At 61.8% G+C, this 16,815-nt stretch carries 13 protein-coding genes; 6 read left to right on the top strand and 7 right to left on the bottom strand.

Going from position 1 to position 16,815, the window contains the following annotated elements; all coding sequences use genetic code 11:
- Position 1 precedes the first annotated feature (1 nt).
- The 6 genes from tssG to tssB all read right to left on the bottom strand — a co-directional run bounded on the left by tssG (position 2) and on the right by tssB (position 5,963).
- Complete coding sequence (tssG, locus tag ACA044_RS16620; RefSeq protein WP_497442387.1) at positions 2-1,027, bottom strand: type VI secretion system baseplate subunit TssG; 1,026 nt, start codon at positions 1,025-1,027, stop codon at positions 2-4.
- Positions 991-2,784, bottom strand: coding sequence for a type VI secretion system baseplate subunit TssF (gene tssF, locus ACA044_RS16615; protein WP_497442386.1), 1,794 nt, complete (start codon positions 2,782-2,784; stop codon positions 991-993). The genes tssG and tssF overlap by 37 nt, the downstream gene beginning before the upstream one ends.
- On the bottom strand, positions 2,768-3,211 hold the full coding sequence (gene tssE, locus ACA044_RS16610) for a type VI secretion system baseplate subunit TssE (protein ID WP_497442385.1): 444 nt from the start codon (positions 3,209-3,211) through the stop codon (positions 2,768-2,770). The genes tssF and tssE overlap by 17 nt, the downstream gene beginning before the upstream one ends.
- A 15-nt stretch (positions 3,212-3,226) precedes the next feature.
- A complete protein-coding gene (locus ACA044_RS16605; protein ID WP_038984147.1) occupies positions 3,227-3,730 on the bottom strand; it encodes an Hcp family type VI secretion system effector in 504 nt (167 codons plus the stop codon).
- A 168-nt stretch (positions 3,731-3,898) separates the two neighbouring features.
- Positions 3,899-5,386: a type VI secretion system contractile sheath large subunit gene (tssC, locus tag ACA044_RS16600; protein ID WP_497442384.1), complete on the bottom strand. Its 1,488-nt coding sequence runs from the start codon at positions 5,384-5,386 to the stop codon at positions 3,899-3,901.
- Between the two features lie 28 nt (positions 5,387-5,414).
- Positions 5,415-5,963: a type VI secretion system contractile sheath small subunit gene (gene tssB / locus ACA044_RS16595; RefSeq protein ID WP_007906307.1), complete on the bottom strand. Its 549-nt coding sequence runs from the start codon at positions 5,961-5,963 to the stop codon at positions 5,415-5,417.
- 228 nt (positions 5,964-6,191) lie between these two features.
- Here tssB and ACA044_RS16590 point away from each other — a divergent pair, with 228 nt between their 5' ends.
- The 5 genes from ACA044_RS16590 (at position 6,192) to tssA (ending at position 13,907) form a co-directional block, all read left to right on the top strand.
- Complete coding sequence (locus tag ACA044_RS16590) at positions 6,192-6,641, top strand: type VI secretion protein (protein ID WP_497442383.1); 450 nt, start codon at positions 6,192-6,194, stop codon at positions 6,639-6,641.
- Positions 6,642-6,880: 239 nt separating this feature from the next.
- Positions 6,881-8,212 (top strand): type VI secretion system baseplate subunit TssK, encoded by a 1,332-nt coding sequence (gene tssK / locus ACA044_RS16585; RefSeq protein ID WP_497442382.1) that lies wholly within the window; start codon positions 6,881-6,883, stop codon positions 8,210-8,212.
- A gap of 18 nt (positions 8,213-8,230) precedes the next feature.
- Positions 8,231-8,998 (top strand): DotU family type IV/VI secretion system protein, encoded by a 768-nt coding sequence (locus ACA044_RS16580; protein ID WP_497442381.1) that lies wholly within the window; start codon positions 8,231-8,233, stop codon positions 8,996-8,998.
- Positions 8,995-12,825 carry a type VI secretion system protein gene (locus ACA044_RS16575; RefSeq protein ID WP_497442380.1) on the top strand — a complete coding sequence of 1,277 codons (3,831 nt, stop codon included), beginning with the start codon at positions 8,995-8,997 and terminating at the stop codon, positions 12,823-12,825. Before ACA044_RS16580 ends, ACA044_RS16575 begins: the two co-directional genes overlap by 4 nt.
- Positions 12,822-13,907: a type VI secretion system protein TssA gene (gene tssA, locus ACA044_RS16570; protein ID WP_497442379.1), complete on the top strand. Its 1,086-nt coding sequence runs from the start codon at positions 12,822-12,824 to the stop codon at positions 13,905-13,907. Before ACA044_RS16575 ends, tssA begins: the two co-directional genes overlap by 4 nt.
- On the opposite strand, the gene ACA044_RS16565 is transcribed toward tssA, so the two are convergent.
- A complete protein-coding gene (locus ACA044_RS16565; RefSeq protein WP_497442378.1) occupies positions 13,904-14,875 on the bottom strand; it encodes a 2-hydroxyacid dehydrogenase in 972 nt (323 codons plus the stop codon). The genes tssA and ACA044_RS16565 overlap by 4 nt on opposite strands.
- A 529-nt stretch (positions 14,876-15,404) precedes the next feature.
- Between ACA044_RS16565 and ACA044_RS16560 the strand changes: the two genes are divergently transcribed.
- Positions 15,405-16,685, top strand: a complete 1,281-nt coding sequence (locus ACA044_RS16560; protein ID WP_497442377.1) for a serine/threonine transporter — start codon at positions 15,405-15,407, stop codon at positions 16,683-16,685.
- Positions 16,686-16,815: the final 130 nt, after the last annotated feature.

Genomic DNA, 16,815 nt, shown 5'->3' with positions numbered 1-16,815 from the left:
TTCAGGTAATCTCCAGCTGACGAAGGCGGGTTTCGATCCGTTGCACGGCGAGGCTGGTCTGGCGTTGCAGGCCGCCGTTCCAACTGAGCAAGGGCGGGGCCTGGCGACCGAGTTTTATCGGGCTGGCGCCACGTACCAGCAACACCAGCGTGCAATCCAGGTCGGGGCCGAAATACAACGCGCTGAGACTGGCCAGCGCCGGATGGGATTCACCGTCCGGCAGAAACCGCGCCGCCTGCGCCGAGGTCAACGGGCCGAGGGTCAGGCGGATGCCGGCGTGTTCATCCCAGACCCGGGTGCCGGCCACGGCGCTGCGGCCCAGTTGCAGATTGCGCCCACCCGGTTGCAGGCGGCTGCGACTGGCGGGCGGAATGTCACGCCAGGCCCCTTCATAGGCGCTGAGTGCCACCGGCAGTTCGAAGTGCTCGCGCACGATTGCGGCGAAGCCGGCCAGGGAGCGGCGACCGTCGGCAAACAGCGCGCTGCACGCCAGTACGGCGGAATCGGGCACGGCTTGACGTTCCTGCAAGGCTTTGGGCAACAGCCCGGTCAGCGCCCGAAGTTGCGCCTGCACCGGGGACGCGCCGGGGGCCGTGAAGCCGATGGCAATCCGGTGTTTGCGCATCACCTTGTACAGCAGGCTGAGCAAGCGATGCTGGAACAGGTCGAGGAATTCGGCGGGCGCATAATCCTTGGCGCGAGCCCGTTGTTGCAGCCATTCCTGATAGGCGTAGGGCAGGGGGCCGTCGGGCCCGCCGAGGCCAAACACCGGGGTCGTGAGGGTCGGTTGCTGGCCCGCGTCCTGGGTCAGGCTTTCAATTTCGCTGGCGGAAAAAAGCGGGGTTAACGGGCCGCGCAAGCGCAGGGCTTCCGCCTGGGGCGCGGTGCCGCTGCCCAGGGATTCGGCTTGCGGGTGTTCGCGTTCCAGCAGCAGCAAGGCCTGCAACAACTCGAACGCCTGCGGATCGCGCCGCAGCTTCTGGCTCAGGTTCAGAGGGACAGCGGCATGCCGGCTTGGGGTTGCCATGTCTTGACCTCCTTGTCTGCCTGGACCAGTACCGTGCGCACGAAGCGATTGGCCGTGGCATAGAGTGAAAAGAACTGCGCGAGCACCGCTGAGAACAACACCGCGCTGCTGCCAACGAAATGCTGCGGATCGAGTTGCAGCTGAACTTCCAGCCCATTGCGCCAGCCGCGCCAGGCGTCTTCGCCGACATGGGCGATCACCCGTTCACAGCCAAGGCCGAGCAAGCCTTCGATCTGCCGCAGGGCACTGGCCTCGTCACGCAGGTTGTGCAATTGAAGGATTTCCTTGAGGGCATCCAGCGCCTGCGGCCCCTCGACCAGTGACAAATGATTGAGGGTTAGTTGCGACACCAGTCGCCAACGGGATTCGCCGTCCAGACGCGGCAAACTTTGCGGGCTGGGTGGGTTGCGCAGGCGGGCCCAGGCCACCGGCCCCGGTCGTTCGAAACCCAGTGACGTGCCGGCCGGCAGGCTCTGGGCCAAGTGCCGGTTGGTGCACAGCAGTTCGGCGGTGAGGCTGTATTCGGTGGCCTCGGACAGCGGGTCGAGCCGGGTATCCACCAGGCTCACCATCAGGTCGGTGCCCAGGCGATTCGGGGTCATGCCGCTGACCCGTCGAGCGTGCCAATAGCATTGTTTGTCGGTGCCGCCATGCTGGCTGCCGTAATAAGCCGGCACCCGTTGCACACCTTGGCTGGAGCTGGCGCGCATCGCCCGGATGCTGTGGATCTCGACGCTGTTTTCCCGATGACTGTCGGCCACCAGGCGATACTCGCTGCGGGTGCCGTCCGGGCGCAGGGGCTCCGAGGTTCGTGGAAACAGGTTGATCACCGGCGCACAGCCCAAGGCGAAGTCACTGGCCTGAAGGTGCAGACGGTTGGCCGGGGCGCGGTCGAAGACGATGTACAGGTACAGCGTCTGGCTGTCGCTGGTGGCGCCAGCCAAGGGGATATCGAAGAAACTGAATTTGTCCGGGAACGCAAAGTACTCGGCGAGCAGACGCATGCCTGGATGCACTCCGTCCTCGTCTGGCAACAACACTTCGTCGCTGGCGAAACCGACGATGTCGGGCAACCCCACCAGCACTTTCGGCACGCTGCCGACCGCACCGGCCAGCACCTTCACGGCGTGGGCGCCGAGCAGGTCATACAGGCAGGCGTTGATCACCGGGGAGGCGGCCAGGTGCACGCGCAACTGTTTGATCGTCAACTCCGACCACTGGCTTTCGCCGAGGCAACGCAGGCTCAGGCGCAGGGCCGAGCGCGCTTGCGCAACACCGGTCAGGGCCTGGGCTTCGTCGCTGCCCAGCAACAGCGCTTCATTGATTTCCACCGGCCACAATCGAACGGCGGCGCTGGTGCGAAAGTGGATGCTTTCGCCTTTGCTGGTGGTAACGAACAGCGGCGTGTCCCTTGGTAGCGGGTAACCACCGGCCAGGTTGCCCTTGCTCGGGTCCGGCTCGAACTGCACGATTGCGCAGGACGGCAACGGTCGCATGGCCAGCGGGTAAAGTTGTTCGAGCAAGGCGTCGCTGAATTCGGCGTAGTCGTCATCGAGCCGCCGTTGCAGGCGCGCTGCGAGCAAGGCGAAACCCTCGAGCAGCCGTTCGACATGCGGGTCGGGACATTCACCGGGGGACAGTTCCAGACGTCTGGCGACTTTGGGATAACGCTCGGCAAATACGCTGCCGGCGTGCCGCAGCCAGGTCAGTTCGCGCTGGTAGTAATCGAGCAGTTGCGGGTCAATCGAGTCGCTCATGACGCACCTCAAGGCCATTGCTGGCCTTCTCGATGACAAATGCCACGGGCCAGTGCTGTTGGCCGCTACGCAACTCGCCCAGTAGCCGAATGCTCAATTGCTGCGGATGGCCGGGGACCGGATTGACCTGGACCTCGCCCAGTCGCAGGCGCGGTTCGAAATGAGTGATGGCCTCGCGGACTTCCCGCGCCAACTGACGACGGTCATCGCTGCGCTGCTGTTGCAAGGCGGTCCAGTCAGCGATGCCGTAGTCGAGAATGCTCGGCGGGGAGGTCAGTGGACGTTGGCCGCGTCGGGTATTGAACAGGCGCAGCAGCTCCGTGTGCACCGAGTCGAGCAGCCCCTGGCGATCGAACACCTGCAGGGTGTCGACCTCGCTTGCGGCGAGGCGCTCGAACAACGGTGGGAGCATGCCGGTGCCTGCCATGGACGACGCGCCCGCTTACTTGGCTTTGATGAGTTTGTTGGCGGCCATGTCCCAGGTCGAGGCGGCCGTGCCTTCCTTGGTGCCGTCGTCTTTCTGCGCGGTGAGTTCCCATTTGATTTTGGTGAAGTTCAGCGACAAGGTTTCCACCGGTTTACCACCCGTACCGCCACTGACGCTGACGTTGGACAGTACGACATTGGTCAGGGTGTAGATGATGAACGGCATCAGCTGGCCACTGCCTTCGGCGGCGTTACGACCGATGGTGATCTTGGCTTCCGGGATCGGTTTGCCGGCGCAGCAATACTCGTTGAGGGACGGCGTCGAGCTGTCGACGAATTTGGTCAGGGTGAACTCGCCGATGTGTGGCTTGCCGGAGGTACGCTCCGAGTTGCTGACGTCGTTGGTCACCTGCATGGCCACGTTGTGGCTGTAGGACATGACTTCGATCTTGTCCTTGTAACCCTCGAGCAGGCTATCGCCTTTGATGTCGCCACCGAGGTCGAGAATGATTGCATCCATCGCATGAAACTCCTGAAGAAATTCAATTTAGACACGTGAACGGTTGCCGAACCCTTAACCCGTGGCGAGGGGGCTTGCCCCCGTTGGGGCGCGCAGCGGCCCTTGTTTTTAGGTCTGCTGCGCAGCCCAACGGGGGCAAGCCCCCTCGCCACAGAGGTTTCACCGACTTTAGGCGGCTACCGGTGGCGGCAGGGTCGCGACCAGGCGGATCGATGCGGTCAGCTCTTCAAGCTGGAAGTGCGGCCGCAGGAACACCGTGGCCTTGTAGGCACCCGGCTTGCCGGCGACCTCGGTCACATCCACCCTGGCTTCACGCAACGGGTACTGCGCCTTGATCTCTTGCGGCGCGTTGTCGTTGATCAGCACGTAGTCGGCGATCCAGTTGTTGAGGTAGGTCTGCACGTTGTCGCGGGTCATGAAACTGCCGACTTTGTCGCGCATGATCACCTTCAGGTAGTGCGCGAAACGCGAGGCCGCGAGCACGTACGGCAGCATCGCCGAAATCCGCGCGTTGGCATTCGCCTCGTTGGTGTTGTAGAGCTTGGACTTGTTGGTGGTCTGGCCGCCGAAGAACACTGCCACGTCACTGTTTTTCTTGTGGCACAGGGCGATGAAACCGAGGTCATTGAGCTCTTTCTCACGACGGTCGGTGATCGCCACTTCGGTCGGGCATTTGAGCGACAGATCGCCAGAGGTGGTACGGAAGGTATGGGCCGGCAATCCTTCTACTGCACCGCCGCCTTCGGCACCGCGAATCGCCGCGCACCAGCCGTACTTGGCGAAGGCTTCGGTGATTCGTTGCGACAAGGCCCACGCGGCATTGCCCCACAGGTATTTGCCGTGGTCGCTGCCGTTGACGTCTTCGACGTAGTTGATGCCTTCTACCGGCGAAGTGTCTGGGCCGTAGGGCAGGCGCAGCAGAAAGTGCGGCAGTACCAGCGACACGTAGCGCGAATCTTCGCTTTCACGGAACGAGCGCCACTTGATCAGCTCCTGGCTCTCGAAGACTTTTGACAGGTCCCGTGGCACGGCCAGTTCGGTGAAGCTGTTCATGTCGAACAGCCGTGGGCTGGCGGCGGCAATGAACGGCGCGTGAGCGGCCGCGGCGACGTTCGAGAGTTTCTCCAGCAGGCCGATGTCCTGTGGGTGTCGGCCGAAGGTGTAGTCACCCACCAGCAGGCTGAACGGGTGGCCGCCGAAGGTGCCGTATTCTTCTTCGTAGATCTTCTTGAACAGTGCGCTCTGGTCGAACTCGACGGCTTTTTCCAGATCGTTCTGCAGCTCTTTCTGGGTCACGTTGAGCAGGCGCAATTTGAGCCGCGTACTGGTTTCGGTGTTCTGCACCAGCATGTGCAGGCCGCGCCAGGAGGCTTCGAGTTTCTGCAAATCCGGGTGGTGCAGCACTTCGTTGAGCTGAGCGCTGATCAGTTCGTCGATCTGGCTGATGCGGTCGTTGATCATTGCCACGGTGTCCTTGTCGATGGCCATGCCTTCGTCAAGTACCTGGGTGGCGAATTCCGCGAGCATGTCGCGGGCGTAATCCTGCTGGCTGTCGTCATGGGCCATGCGGCCTTTGGCGATTATTTCATCGAGCAGAGACAAGGTCTGGGTCGTACTGTCGCTGGCTTGGCTCTGGGCGGCGGATGAAGCTGGCATGGCAATTTCTCCCTAAGTGGATAGGTGATCAAGCTTGCGGTTCGGCCGGTACTTCTGCATCGCCTGCGGGGGCGGGAGCGGCGGTTTCCGGGCGGGCCGACTTGATCTCTTGCAGTCCCTCGGTGTTGGCGATGACGTCGCGCAACAGCTTGTCCAGATCATCGTTGCCGTCGAGCTTGGTCAGCAGATCGCGCAGACGCTGGCGGGCCTCGAACAGGCGCCGCAGCGGAGTGACCTGCTCGACCACTTTGACCGGGTCGAAGTCGTCGATGTGCTTGAAGTTGAGCTCGATGTTGAGCTTGCTGTCGTCGCCGCTAAGGGTGTTGGTGACCTGCAAGGTGGCGCGCGGACCGATCGAGGCGAGCACTTCGTTGAAGTTGTCGCGGTCGATTTCGGTGAAGCGCCGTTCATTCAATTTTGGGAGTGGCTCGAGAGGCTTGCCGGAGAGATCGGCAAGGATGCCGACAACCAACGGCAATTCTTTCTTCTCGATCGCGTTGCCGATTTCGACGTCGTAGGTGATTTGCACCCGGGGCGGGCGGACCCTGTCGAGCTTGTGCTGAGTACTTTCTGCCATGGTGGCTGACTCCGATGCATGAGGCGGGCGCAATGCATCGGGAGGCCCGTTTCATCGCATTCCCTTACTGGACCGTAGGTTAGAAAGGGAGGGCAGAGGACCTGTCATTCCTTTGACGAACCTTCCACATTCGTCGTGCCGACCGAACTACCCAAGACGCTAGAACAGGTCTATAAAAAAGCAAACAAAAAACATTTTTGGACTGTCATGAGAAAAGGAAAATTCATTTTGTGTGCGCGTTTTTTTTCTTTGGTTCTGCTCCTGTCCCTCGCCGGGTGCTCGTTGTTCGGACCTCGCATCGACCTCGATAACCTGACGCTGGACGTCGCACCTCGCGCCAACGATGACACGCCGATTGCGGTGGACTTTATTGCGGTGAACGACGCGGACCTGCTCAAGCAGTTGTCGGGCATCACCGCCCGGCAGTGGTTCGCCGAACGCGAGCAGTTCCAGCGCGACTACCGACAGCTGATGACGGTCTGGGGACTGGAACTGGTGCCCGGTCAATTCATCGACAAACAACCCTTCCCGCTGGGGGGCAAGCGGGCGGCTGGACTTTTAGTCTTCGCCAGCTATAACACTCCCGGAGCGCACCGGTTACGGCTGGACGATCAGAGCAACGCCTGGCTCAAGTTCGACAGTCGCGAGATGACGCTGGTCAGCGACCACCCGAACTGAACACAGAGGTTAAGGTGCGCAAACTTGTGGGAGCGAACCCTGTGGCGAGGGGGCTTGCCCCCGTTTGAGTGCGTAGCACTCACAAGATTTTTGGTGCATCAGAGATTTTGGGGCTGCTTCGCAGCCCAACGGGGGCAAGCCCCCTCGCCACAAGGCTCGCTCCCACAGGGGCTGCGGTGCTCAAGTAGGGCCAGGCCGCCATTTTTTGCGCGGCGCCACGAGAGGTCGAAGGGAATCGTATGAGTCTGCTACCTGACGCGGTTTGCTGGCATGAGGGCATGCAGTTGCTGCCCCAGCATTTTCAGTTGCAAGGGCTGCGCGCCGAGGCGCTGGTGGCGCATTTTGCCCAGGCCTGTAATCCGTGGTTCTGGGGCGTGACCCGCGTTGAATTCGACCCCTCGGCGCTGAGCGCCGGGCTCGTGCGCCTGATCAATTTGCAGGCGACGTTGCCGGACGGTTTGCCGGTCAATCTGCAGGCCGGTGTGGGGCCGATGCTGGAACTCGATGTCAGTGAAGCGATCGACGCCACGGACAACGCCACCGTCACGGTGTACCTGGCGATCAGTCCCCTGTGGCGCGCCGGGCAGTTGCTGCCGCTCAAGGGCCGATTGCAATCGGTGGTCGGCGATGCGTTGCCGGACCTCACGAGCGGCGAGTACCCGGAATCGATCACGGTCTGGCGTCCGAACCCGCGTTTGTGTACGCAGCTGAACAAGGCGGATTCCGTCTGCCTGCCGCTGCTGAGGATTCGCAAGGAGGGCGGCGGCTTTCTTCAGTTGCCCTACACGCCGCCGACGCCATGCCTGTTGCCCGAGTCGGTGGTGGGCCGCCGCGTGGCGGGGCTGTGCGCCAGGGCGCGGGAGAAATGCATGTTCCTCGCCGGTCGTTTGCGTCAGGCGCAGCAGGCCGGCAATCAGGACGACGCGCTGGAAATTCGACGCCAGTTGACGGCGCTCTGGGCGCGACTGCCGGAAGTCGAAGGCCTGCTGAACAGTCGAGTGGCCACGCCGCAGGCGTTGTATGGCTTGCTGCTCGGGCTGGCCGGCGCCTGGTCGGCGCTCGATCCATTGGCCGGCGTTCCGGCGTTCGCTCCGTTGGACTTTCTTGAACTGCAGCGCGGCTATGAGGCAGTGCTCGACTGGCTTGAAAAGACCCTCGAACTGATCCGCGCCGGTTACCGCAGCCTGGCCTTCGAACGCAGTGATCAGACCTTCTCGATTCAATTGCCCGACGACCAGCCGAGCCAACGGCTGGTCATCGGTTTACGCATGCCCAACGGTGCCAGCGAACAGGCCGCCAGCGAATGGCTGCGCGGGGCGATCATTGCCTCGCAGCCGCACATCGCGTTGCTCAGCCGTCAGCGCATGAGCGGTTTGTCCCATCAGGCCATGAGTCGCAATGAGCAAGTGGCCTACAGCGTGGGTGACGATACGCGGTTGTTCGTGGTGACGGCCGAAGGCCAATGGTTCGACGGGCAGTTGCCGTTGCTGATTGCTGCACCGGCTTCGAAACCGGTCAGCAGTCCGTGGCAAGTGGTGTTGTTTGTGGCCCAGGCGAGTGAGAGTGCTTGATCAAGGAAGGAACGTCATATGTCTGAGGGGAATGCCGGGGCGGGTACACGAGGCCTCCACGAAGCGCCGCTGAGCAGTGCTTTTCGCCAGGCCTGGCAGCAATGGTCCCAGGACTGGAGCCAGTTGCCCAAGGACAGCGAAGACGAAGCGCTGGTGGAAGCGGTGGTCGAACTCTCCACGCAGATCTCCCAACGCCTCTGGCGAACGGCATTCGCCAAAGTCGGTGACGCCGCCACCGAGCAAGTCAAAGCGCTGGTCTATGCCTTTGTCGCGCTGGTTGATGAAACCTTGCTGTTCACGCCGTGGCCGGGCCAGTCGGCCTGGCAGGAAAAACCCCTGGAGTCGCGGATATACGCTAGCCGTCAGGCCGGTGAACGGATACCGCTGGCCATCAAGGAACTGCTGGACGAGCAAATCCCTACCACCCGCGATCTGGCCAATGTCTATTTGCAGTGCCTGGTGCTGGGGTTTCAGGGGCGTCTGCGGGGCGAACAGAATCAGGCCCAACATGAAAAATGGCGCCTGGCGCTGTTTACTTTTGCCTGGCAGCACGAGCCGGATTATGCCGACGTCAGTGCCCGCCTCGAACAGCCTTCGGCCGTGCCACCGATGCAATTGCCGGTGCGCCTTTCGTTGCCCGACGGTTTTCGCCTGGGCCTGGGGATTCTCGCCATGATCCTGCTGCTGACCGGGTTGGGCCAGTTGTTCTGGCGTGACATTCGTCTGGAACTCGAACCGGTCTTGCAGATGACCGATTCCGTGGCCACCTCGGAGCAAGACTCATGAGCACGCTGGGGATTATCGGCCTCATCATCGCCGTGCTGTTGGTGCTGGCGATTGTCGGGGTGGCGGTCTGGTGGCTGCGCACGCAAAGCGGTGCGGCGATTCGCAGTTTTTACCTGGCGGTGCGGCACATGGAGCAGGAGCAGGGTGCCCAGGACCGTTATCAGATTCCGTGGTTGCTGATGCTCGGCAACGAAACCCAGGGCACGCAGCTGTGTACTCAGTGGCGTTTGCAGCCCACCGACAAACCGGCCTGGTTCGGCCGCTGGTGGTCGGACCCCGAAGGTGCAGTGCTGGTGGTGCCCCAGGCGCTGTTTTTGCCGGATGAAGGCATGAACCTGCAACGGGGTGGCTGGTGGCGCTTGCTGGGATTGATCCTGCGTTTGCGCAGTCAACGTCCGCTGGACGGAGTGATCTGGACGGTACCGGTCAGTCGACTGGGCAACGTCGAGCAAGCCGCGACCCTCGGGTTGGCGGCGCGTCGACGCTTCATCGATCTGTTGCAACGGTTCGGGCTGAGCCTCCCGGTGTACGTGGTCATTACCGGCATGGAAGAGTTGCCGGGCTTTCAGGAATTGATTACCGCGCTGCCGGTCGAGGCCCGCGAACGCACACTGGGCTGGTCCTCGCCCCACGGGCCCGATGCGGTCTGGCAGGCGCAATGGAGCGATCAGGCGCTGGATCAGGTCAATCGGGCCTTGGCGGAATCGATCATCGAAATCGGCACCTTGTCCGGGCAGTTGAGCAGTGAGCTGTATGGCTTGCCGGAACGTTTCGAAGCCCTGCGGCGTCATCTGCAAAGCCTGCTGGAGCCGGTTTTCCAGGGCAATGCCCAAGGCGAGGCCCCGCGCTTTCGCGGTGTTTATTTCACCGCCAACCAGCCTTCTGACGACAGCGCCGACGGGTTTTCGGCCTACGACACAGGGTTGCAGCAGAGTGCCTTCGCCCGGCAGTTGTGGCAGCGGCGGGTGGTCGCCGAGCGCGGTCTGGCCCAAGTGGTGCCGCGTCTGTTACGCCTGCGTCAGCGCTGGCAGCGCGTGACCGGTGGGGTGGCGTTGGTGGTCGCGGTGCTCTGGGGCGCCGGCATGCTCTGGGTCTGGCAGGATTCGGTGAAAGACGCCCATGAACTGTCGCGCCTGCTGCAAGGGGCGCAGAAAAATTACGCGGCGGTCACGGATGAATCTCATCGGCTGGAATCGACCCGCCGCAACGTCCAGAGTTTGTGGCGGGTGCTGGAAAAGGCGCCGCTCTGGAGCTTCACTTCGGTGGTGTTTCCCACCTCCTGGTTCTCTTCGCTGGATGCGCAATTGGAGAATGAGTTGCGCCTGACTGCCCAGAGCCATTTGTTGCTGCCGTTGCGCGACCTGTTGAGCGCGGATCTGGCGCAACTCAAGACTATTCGCAACACCGAGCGACGGGGCAACGTCGAAAGCGAAGATCCGGCCCAATGGCAAAACTACGTCAAGGCCAAGGATCTGGTGGAGCGTGCGGTGAGTCTGGAGCAGCAGAACCAGTGGTTCAGTCAGGCGCTGAACAACCCCAAGGCGCCCCTGGAAGACTTGGTGTTGCTGAGCAACAACGCCTTGTCGCTGAACCTCAACGTCGGCACTTTGCACCGCGCCGGTTTTTACAACCGGGCGTTGTTCGATGCCGATGGCAGCGACTTGCGACCACTGGATCTGACCGTCGAGCGCCCGGTGATCGAGGAGAATTTCCTCGGGCTCATGGAGCGCTGGCTGGACCAGTATTTCCTGGCGGACAACTTCGTGCGCCAGGCCGGTTATCTCAAGCTGCACCTGGAACGGCTGGAAGCCGGCAGTGGCAACTCCCTCACCGAACTCGAAGATTTGCGAGCACTGATCGATGACCTGCAAGCCGTGATCGGCTTGACGAATTCGGCGTGGGGCCGTGGCAAGGGTCAGGACCTGGTGCCTGGCTATCGGGAGATGCTGGACAACGTGCGCAAAAGCGCCTTGCTCGGACCGCAACTGGAACAACAGTTGGAAATGCAGGCGGCCAAGCTGCAGCAGAGCTTTCGCGATCAATGGATCGTCCAGGCCGGCTCCCGGGATAATTTATTGATTCAACAAGGCAGCGGGCAACTGGTCTTGCAGGAACATGTGGTGCAGCTCAACAACGCGGTGCAGGCGCTGTTCAAGCGTGACTTTGTGGCCATCGCCTTACAGGCGGATCGGTCCGAAGCCCCGAATGGGCAGGGGCAGGGCGTTGATGGCGACGACCTCGACAGTGCGCTGAACTATTTCGCCAGTTACAAGAGTTATGCCGCCGAAGAGCTGCCACGCATTCCGCCGGCGTATCGTGGTGCCTTGCTGCAAGCGGCCGAAGGCGCGGTGGTCAAGGCCATGTTGTCGAGCCTGCGCGAGCACAATGCGCAGGTCCACAGCGGCGTGTTCAATGTGCAGGCCGCACAGGCGATTGCCTTGCAGAAAGCCTTTATCGAGGTGCGCCGCAGCGATCTGGCCACGCGCTTGCAAAGTGCCTTGAACCGTCGCGCCCTGGCCGACGTCGTCAGCGGCCTCGATGAAATCGTCGCCCAGCCGCTGTTCAGCGGGCGCACCGAAATCAGCCAGTGGGACGGCTCGAAAAATCTCGGCCTGCAACTGTATGGCGCCAACGACGTGCAGGATTTGAAACTGAGCCTCAAGCAGCAATTCAACACCATGCTCGGCATCACCGAGCGACGCACCTCGGCGCTGGAATGGCTCAAAGTCCAGCAACAGAACCTCTCGGCGCTGGATTATGAACGCGTGACGCAGTTCAGTGCGCTCAACGACGAACTGCTCAAATACAAAGAGCAGAACCCCGCCAGTTCGCCGGCGCAGATCGAGCAATTGGTGAGCCGCGACTTCATCGAAATGGACGTCGCGTCCTGTGGCCAGATCCTGCAAACCGCCAACCTGTCTGGCGGGCGCGGAACCTTGGCGTTGCGGGCCGTGGATCTGCAACAAACCGCCATGCAACGCTGCCAGTTCCTGCAACAGCGACAGGCTGCGGCAGCGTGGAACGACCTGGCCAACTACTTCAACCAGTACCTGGCGGAGCGTTTTCCGTTTGCCAATGGCCTTCAGGCCACCGACGCCGACCCGGCTCGGGTTCAGCATTTGCTGGAATTGATCGACAAGCGTTTGCCGGTGGCGCAGGCCGGATTGCTGCTGAACCAGACCCCGGAACGGTTGGCCGCCGAGGACTTCCTCAATCGTCTGAAGCAAGCCAGCACCTGGCTGGGCCCAATGTTCGTGCGCGACAAGAGCGGCGTGCTGGGGGTGGAGATGGACGTGCGCTGGCGCACCGATCGAGAGGAAGAACGCGGTGCCGATCAGGTGATTGCCTGGGGCTTGAATGCCGGCAATCAACAGATCAGCTACCCCGGCGAGCCCCAGCAGAACCTGCGCTGGATGGTCGGCCAACCGATCCGGCTGACCTTGCGTTGGGCCCGGAATGGCTACCAGCGCCCGGCCAACGATCCGTTACAGCCGAGCCTGGTGGTGCGGGATCTGGAGGCGGGCTGGGAGTACAGCGGTCCGTGGTCGCTATTGCGTTTGATGCGCTCACACGTGTCGGTGCAGCGCCAGCCGAACATGGACTACACGGATTTTCCGTTGACCTTGCGCCTGCCCGTAACGACGCAGTCCAGCACCGCGGAGCAAACCCTGATGTATGTGCGCCTGTCGTTGATGACCCAGGGCTCGAAATTGCCCCTGTCCGTTGCGCCCTTGCCGACCCGGGCACCGCGTTCACCGTTCATGGTGACGGGGTCGACCGTGGCCATCGAAGCCCGAGACATAGAACCTGATAAGGAAGGCCTGTGAATCAACCTTCAACGCCGTTGCCGGAACTGATTGCCCAACTGCTCGAACCGATCAGCGGGGAGGCTCCCTGTGGCCAGGATCTGCGTTATGAACCTGAGTTCGACCGGTTGCGCGAACTGCGCCGTGAGGACGACACCAGTTTGCCCACGGGGGTATGGCAGTCGTCGATCAAGCGCGCCCAATGGGCAGAACTGGAAAAACTGACCACCAGTCTATTGCTCGAACGCAGCAAGGATTTGATGCTCAGCGCCTGGCTGGGTGAGGCGTGGCTGCATCAGGATGGGCTCGAAGGGTTGCCGGGGAGCCTGGCGCTGGTCGCCGGGTTATGCGAGCGCTATCCCGAACACCTGCACCCGCAGGCTGAGGACGGCGATCAATCATGGCGGGTGATACCGCTCGAATGGCTGGCTCGACGCTACGCTGAAGTATTGCTGACCCGAGTGCCGCTGTTCGAGCCGCACAACAACGAATTCGATGGCTTCTGTCTGGATGCCTGGCGCCGGTTGCAGTTGCAACAGGTGCTGGCCAGCGACAGTCAAGCGGCCAAGGCCTTGGCCGAGAACGCGCGCAACGAACAGAAAAAACTCACCGAACAGATTCGCGCCACACCGTTGTCATTCTGGTTGCGTAGCCAGGGCACGCTGCTACTCAGCCAGCAGCACTTGCAACGCCTGGAAAACTGGAGTGATACCTATCTTGGCAACCAAGCCCCAGGCTTCAAAGCTTTGCAGGACGTGATCGAAGCGTTGTTGACGCTGGTTCAGGAGTTCATCGCCATGCATCCACGAAAACCAACCCCGGCGCCTGTCGACAAACCGGTGGTGGCACCGAGCCCGGCCGCTGTGCCGGACATCGTCCCGGCACCCCAGGTGTTCAGCGAGCCGGCGAATCGTGAAGAGGCGTACCGGCAATTGCTGTTGATCGCCGAGTACCTGGCGCGCACCGAACCCCACAGCCCGGTTCCCTATTTGATCAAGCGGGGCGTGGAGTGGGGCAACAAGCCCCTGAGCGAGCTGCTTGGAGAACTGATCAGCGCCGATGCCGAATCCCGGCGACTCTGGACACTGCTGGGCGTCCTTTAGTGATTGTGTCGGGCGGTTGGCGACGGCGGCGGTAACGCAATGGGGGTCAGTACCGGTTGACCGGAAAAAAACGCTGTCAGGTTTTTACCGGCCAATTCCACAGTGCCTTGGGTGGCCTCCGGGGACAATCCGGCGACATGGGGGGTCAGAATCACGTTGGCCAACCCCTTGAGGGCCTCAGGCACCATTGGCTCGTGGTCGAAGACATCCAGTGCGGCACCGGCGATTCGTCGCTGTTCGAGCGCGCTGATCAGGTCCGCCGTGACGATCACGCTGGCCCGGGCGATGTTGACGATGAACCCGTTGGGGCCCAAGGCGTCCAGCACCTGTCTGTTGATCAGGTGGTGGGTACCGAGCCCGCCGGGTGCGGCGACTATCAGAAAATCCGAAAGGCGTGCCAGTTCGGCAGGGGTCGAGCAGAAGCTGTAGGGCACGTCACTGCGATGCTGGCGGTTGTGGTAACTCACCGTCATGTCAAAGCCGTTGGCGGCACGTTTGGCAATCGCCATGCCGACGGCGCCGAGGCCAAGGATGCCCAAGTGTTTCCCGGCCAGGGAAGGGCGCATGATTTTCGGCCACTCGCCCCGACGTACGGCAGCATCGGCTCGAGGGATGTCACGGACCAGCGCCAGCAGCAACGCCATGGCGTGATCGGCGACGGAAGAGGCATTGACGCCGGCACCGTTGGTCACCGTGATGCCGCGGTCGGCGGCGGCTTGCAGGTCGACGTGTTCGTAACCGGCGCCGATCACACAGATGATCTTGAGGTTGGGCAGGTCGGCGATTTCATCGGCATACAAGCCCAATGGGCCGCGCGTCAGCACCGCATCGATCTGACTGCCCTGTCGGGCAATGGCGGCGGCGCGCTCGGCCGGGGTCGGAGCCAGGATCAAATGAAACCCCTGATGTTCGAGAATCGGCAGGTATTCATTGATGGTTTCAACCAGTACCAGAACAGTTGCGGTCATGCTGGGCTCCTGCGGGCAGCGACAATGTCGGGGCTCGAACGTCGCTTCAGGTTGCTGGCTCCAGAGCGGTTTGGCAATGGCCAACGATCATGGGCTTTTGGCTCCCCGTGCAGGAGCCTGCGATCCTTCTACTGACAACACTAGATCAGAGTGAGGCAGATGGAGAGGAATTGTCCGCGATGAGAAAGTCACGCGCAGTCTAAGAGCATCACCACGGATGTCAGTCAATTAAGCCGTAATGCAATCTGTAGCAGCTGGCGAAGCCTGCGTTCGGCTGTAGCAGCTGCTACAGGGAGTGCGTCGTGGCTGAAATGGCTTTAGTGGCTGGCATTAGGACTAAATTCATTGCGTCTATCACACCTGGCGGTCGCTGCATCTGATCCGCACAACCGTTCCTCAGCTAAGTCTTTGCTTCTGCTCATTAATCCCGGACAATCGCGCCCCTGTTTTGGCCAGGGCGCTGCCTGTCGGATTTTTCCGACTCGTCCTGACCGAGTGACGAGTGACCGGAAAATGGAGATTCGACCGGATGAATGATCAGGCCAATAGCGTCGACGAACGCTATGTAGCGGCGACACCAGCGAGCCTCGCGAGCTGGAATCGCCATGACACCACCTGGATGCTGGGCCTGTTTGGCACAGCCATCGGGGCCGGTACCCTGTTTTTACCGATCAACGCGGGGTTGGGCGGCTTCTGGCCGTTGCTGGTCCTGGCGGTGTTGGCGTTCCCTATGACCTTTTACGCACACCGTGGCCTGACCCGCTTTGTGTTGTCCGGCCGCGAAGGCGCGGACATCACCGAAGTGGTGGAAGAACACTTTGGCATCAAGGCCGGTGCGCTGATCACGTTGCTGTATTTCTTCGCGATCTTCCCGATCCTGCTGATCTACAGCGTGGCCCTGACCAACACCGTGGGCAGTTTCCTCGAACATCAACTGCACATCATGCCGCCACCGCGCGCCGTGCTGTCGTTCGTACTGATTCTCGGCCTGCTGGCGGTGGTGCGTTGCGGTGAGCAAGTGATCGTCAAGGCCATGAGCCTGATGGTGTATCCGTTCATCGTCGCGCTGCTGTTCCTGGCGGTGTTCCTGATTCCTCACTGGAATGGCGGCATCCTCAGCACCGCGACCACGCCGCCTGAGTCGTCGGCGTTGCTGCACACCCTGTGGCTGGCGATTCCGGTGATGGTGTTCTCGTTCAACCATTCGCCGATCATTTCGGCGTTCGCGGTGGACCAGAAACGTCGCTACGGCGTGCATGCCGAAGAGCGCAGCTCGCAGATCCTGTCCCGCGCCCACGCCTTGATGGTGGTGATGGTGCTGTTCTTCGTGTTCAGTTGCGTACTGACTCTGTCGCCGGCGCAACTGGCGGAGGCCAAGGCGCAGAACCTGTCGATCCTGTCATACCTGGCCAACCACTTCAGCAACCCGACCATCGCCCTCGCCGCGCCGTTGATCGCTTTCGTGGCCATCTCCAAGTCGTTCCTGGGCCACTACATCGGCGCCAGCGAAGGCTTGAAGGGCCTGATCGTCAAGAGCGGAAAGCGCCCGGCGCCGAAGACCCTGGACCGTATGACCGCCGCGTTCATGCTGGTGGTCTGCTGGATCGTCGCGACCCTGAACCCGAGCATTCTCGGCATGATCGAAACCCTCGGTGGCCCGATCATCGCCGCGATCCTGTTCCTGATGCCGATGTACGCGATCCGCAAAGTGCCGGCGATGGCCCGTTATCGCGACCAGGCCTCCAATGTCTTCGTGACGGCGGTAGGCCTGGTGGCGATTTCGGCGTTGATCTATTCGCTGAGTGCCTGATTTGGAACTGACACCCTGAAAAACCTGTGGGAGCGGGCTTGCTCGCGAAAGCGGTGTATCAGTCACATCAATACTGGATGTGCCGCCGTCTTCGCGAGCAAGCCCGCTCCCACATTTGCTCTTTGTAAGG

This window comes from Pseudomonas sp. LBUM1673, assembly GCF_059695645.1.
This window is presented reverse-complemented; position numbering and strand designations above follow the sequence as displayed.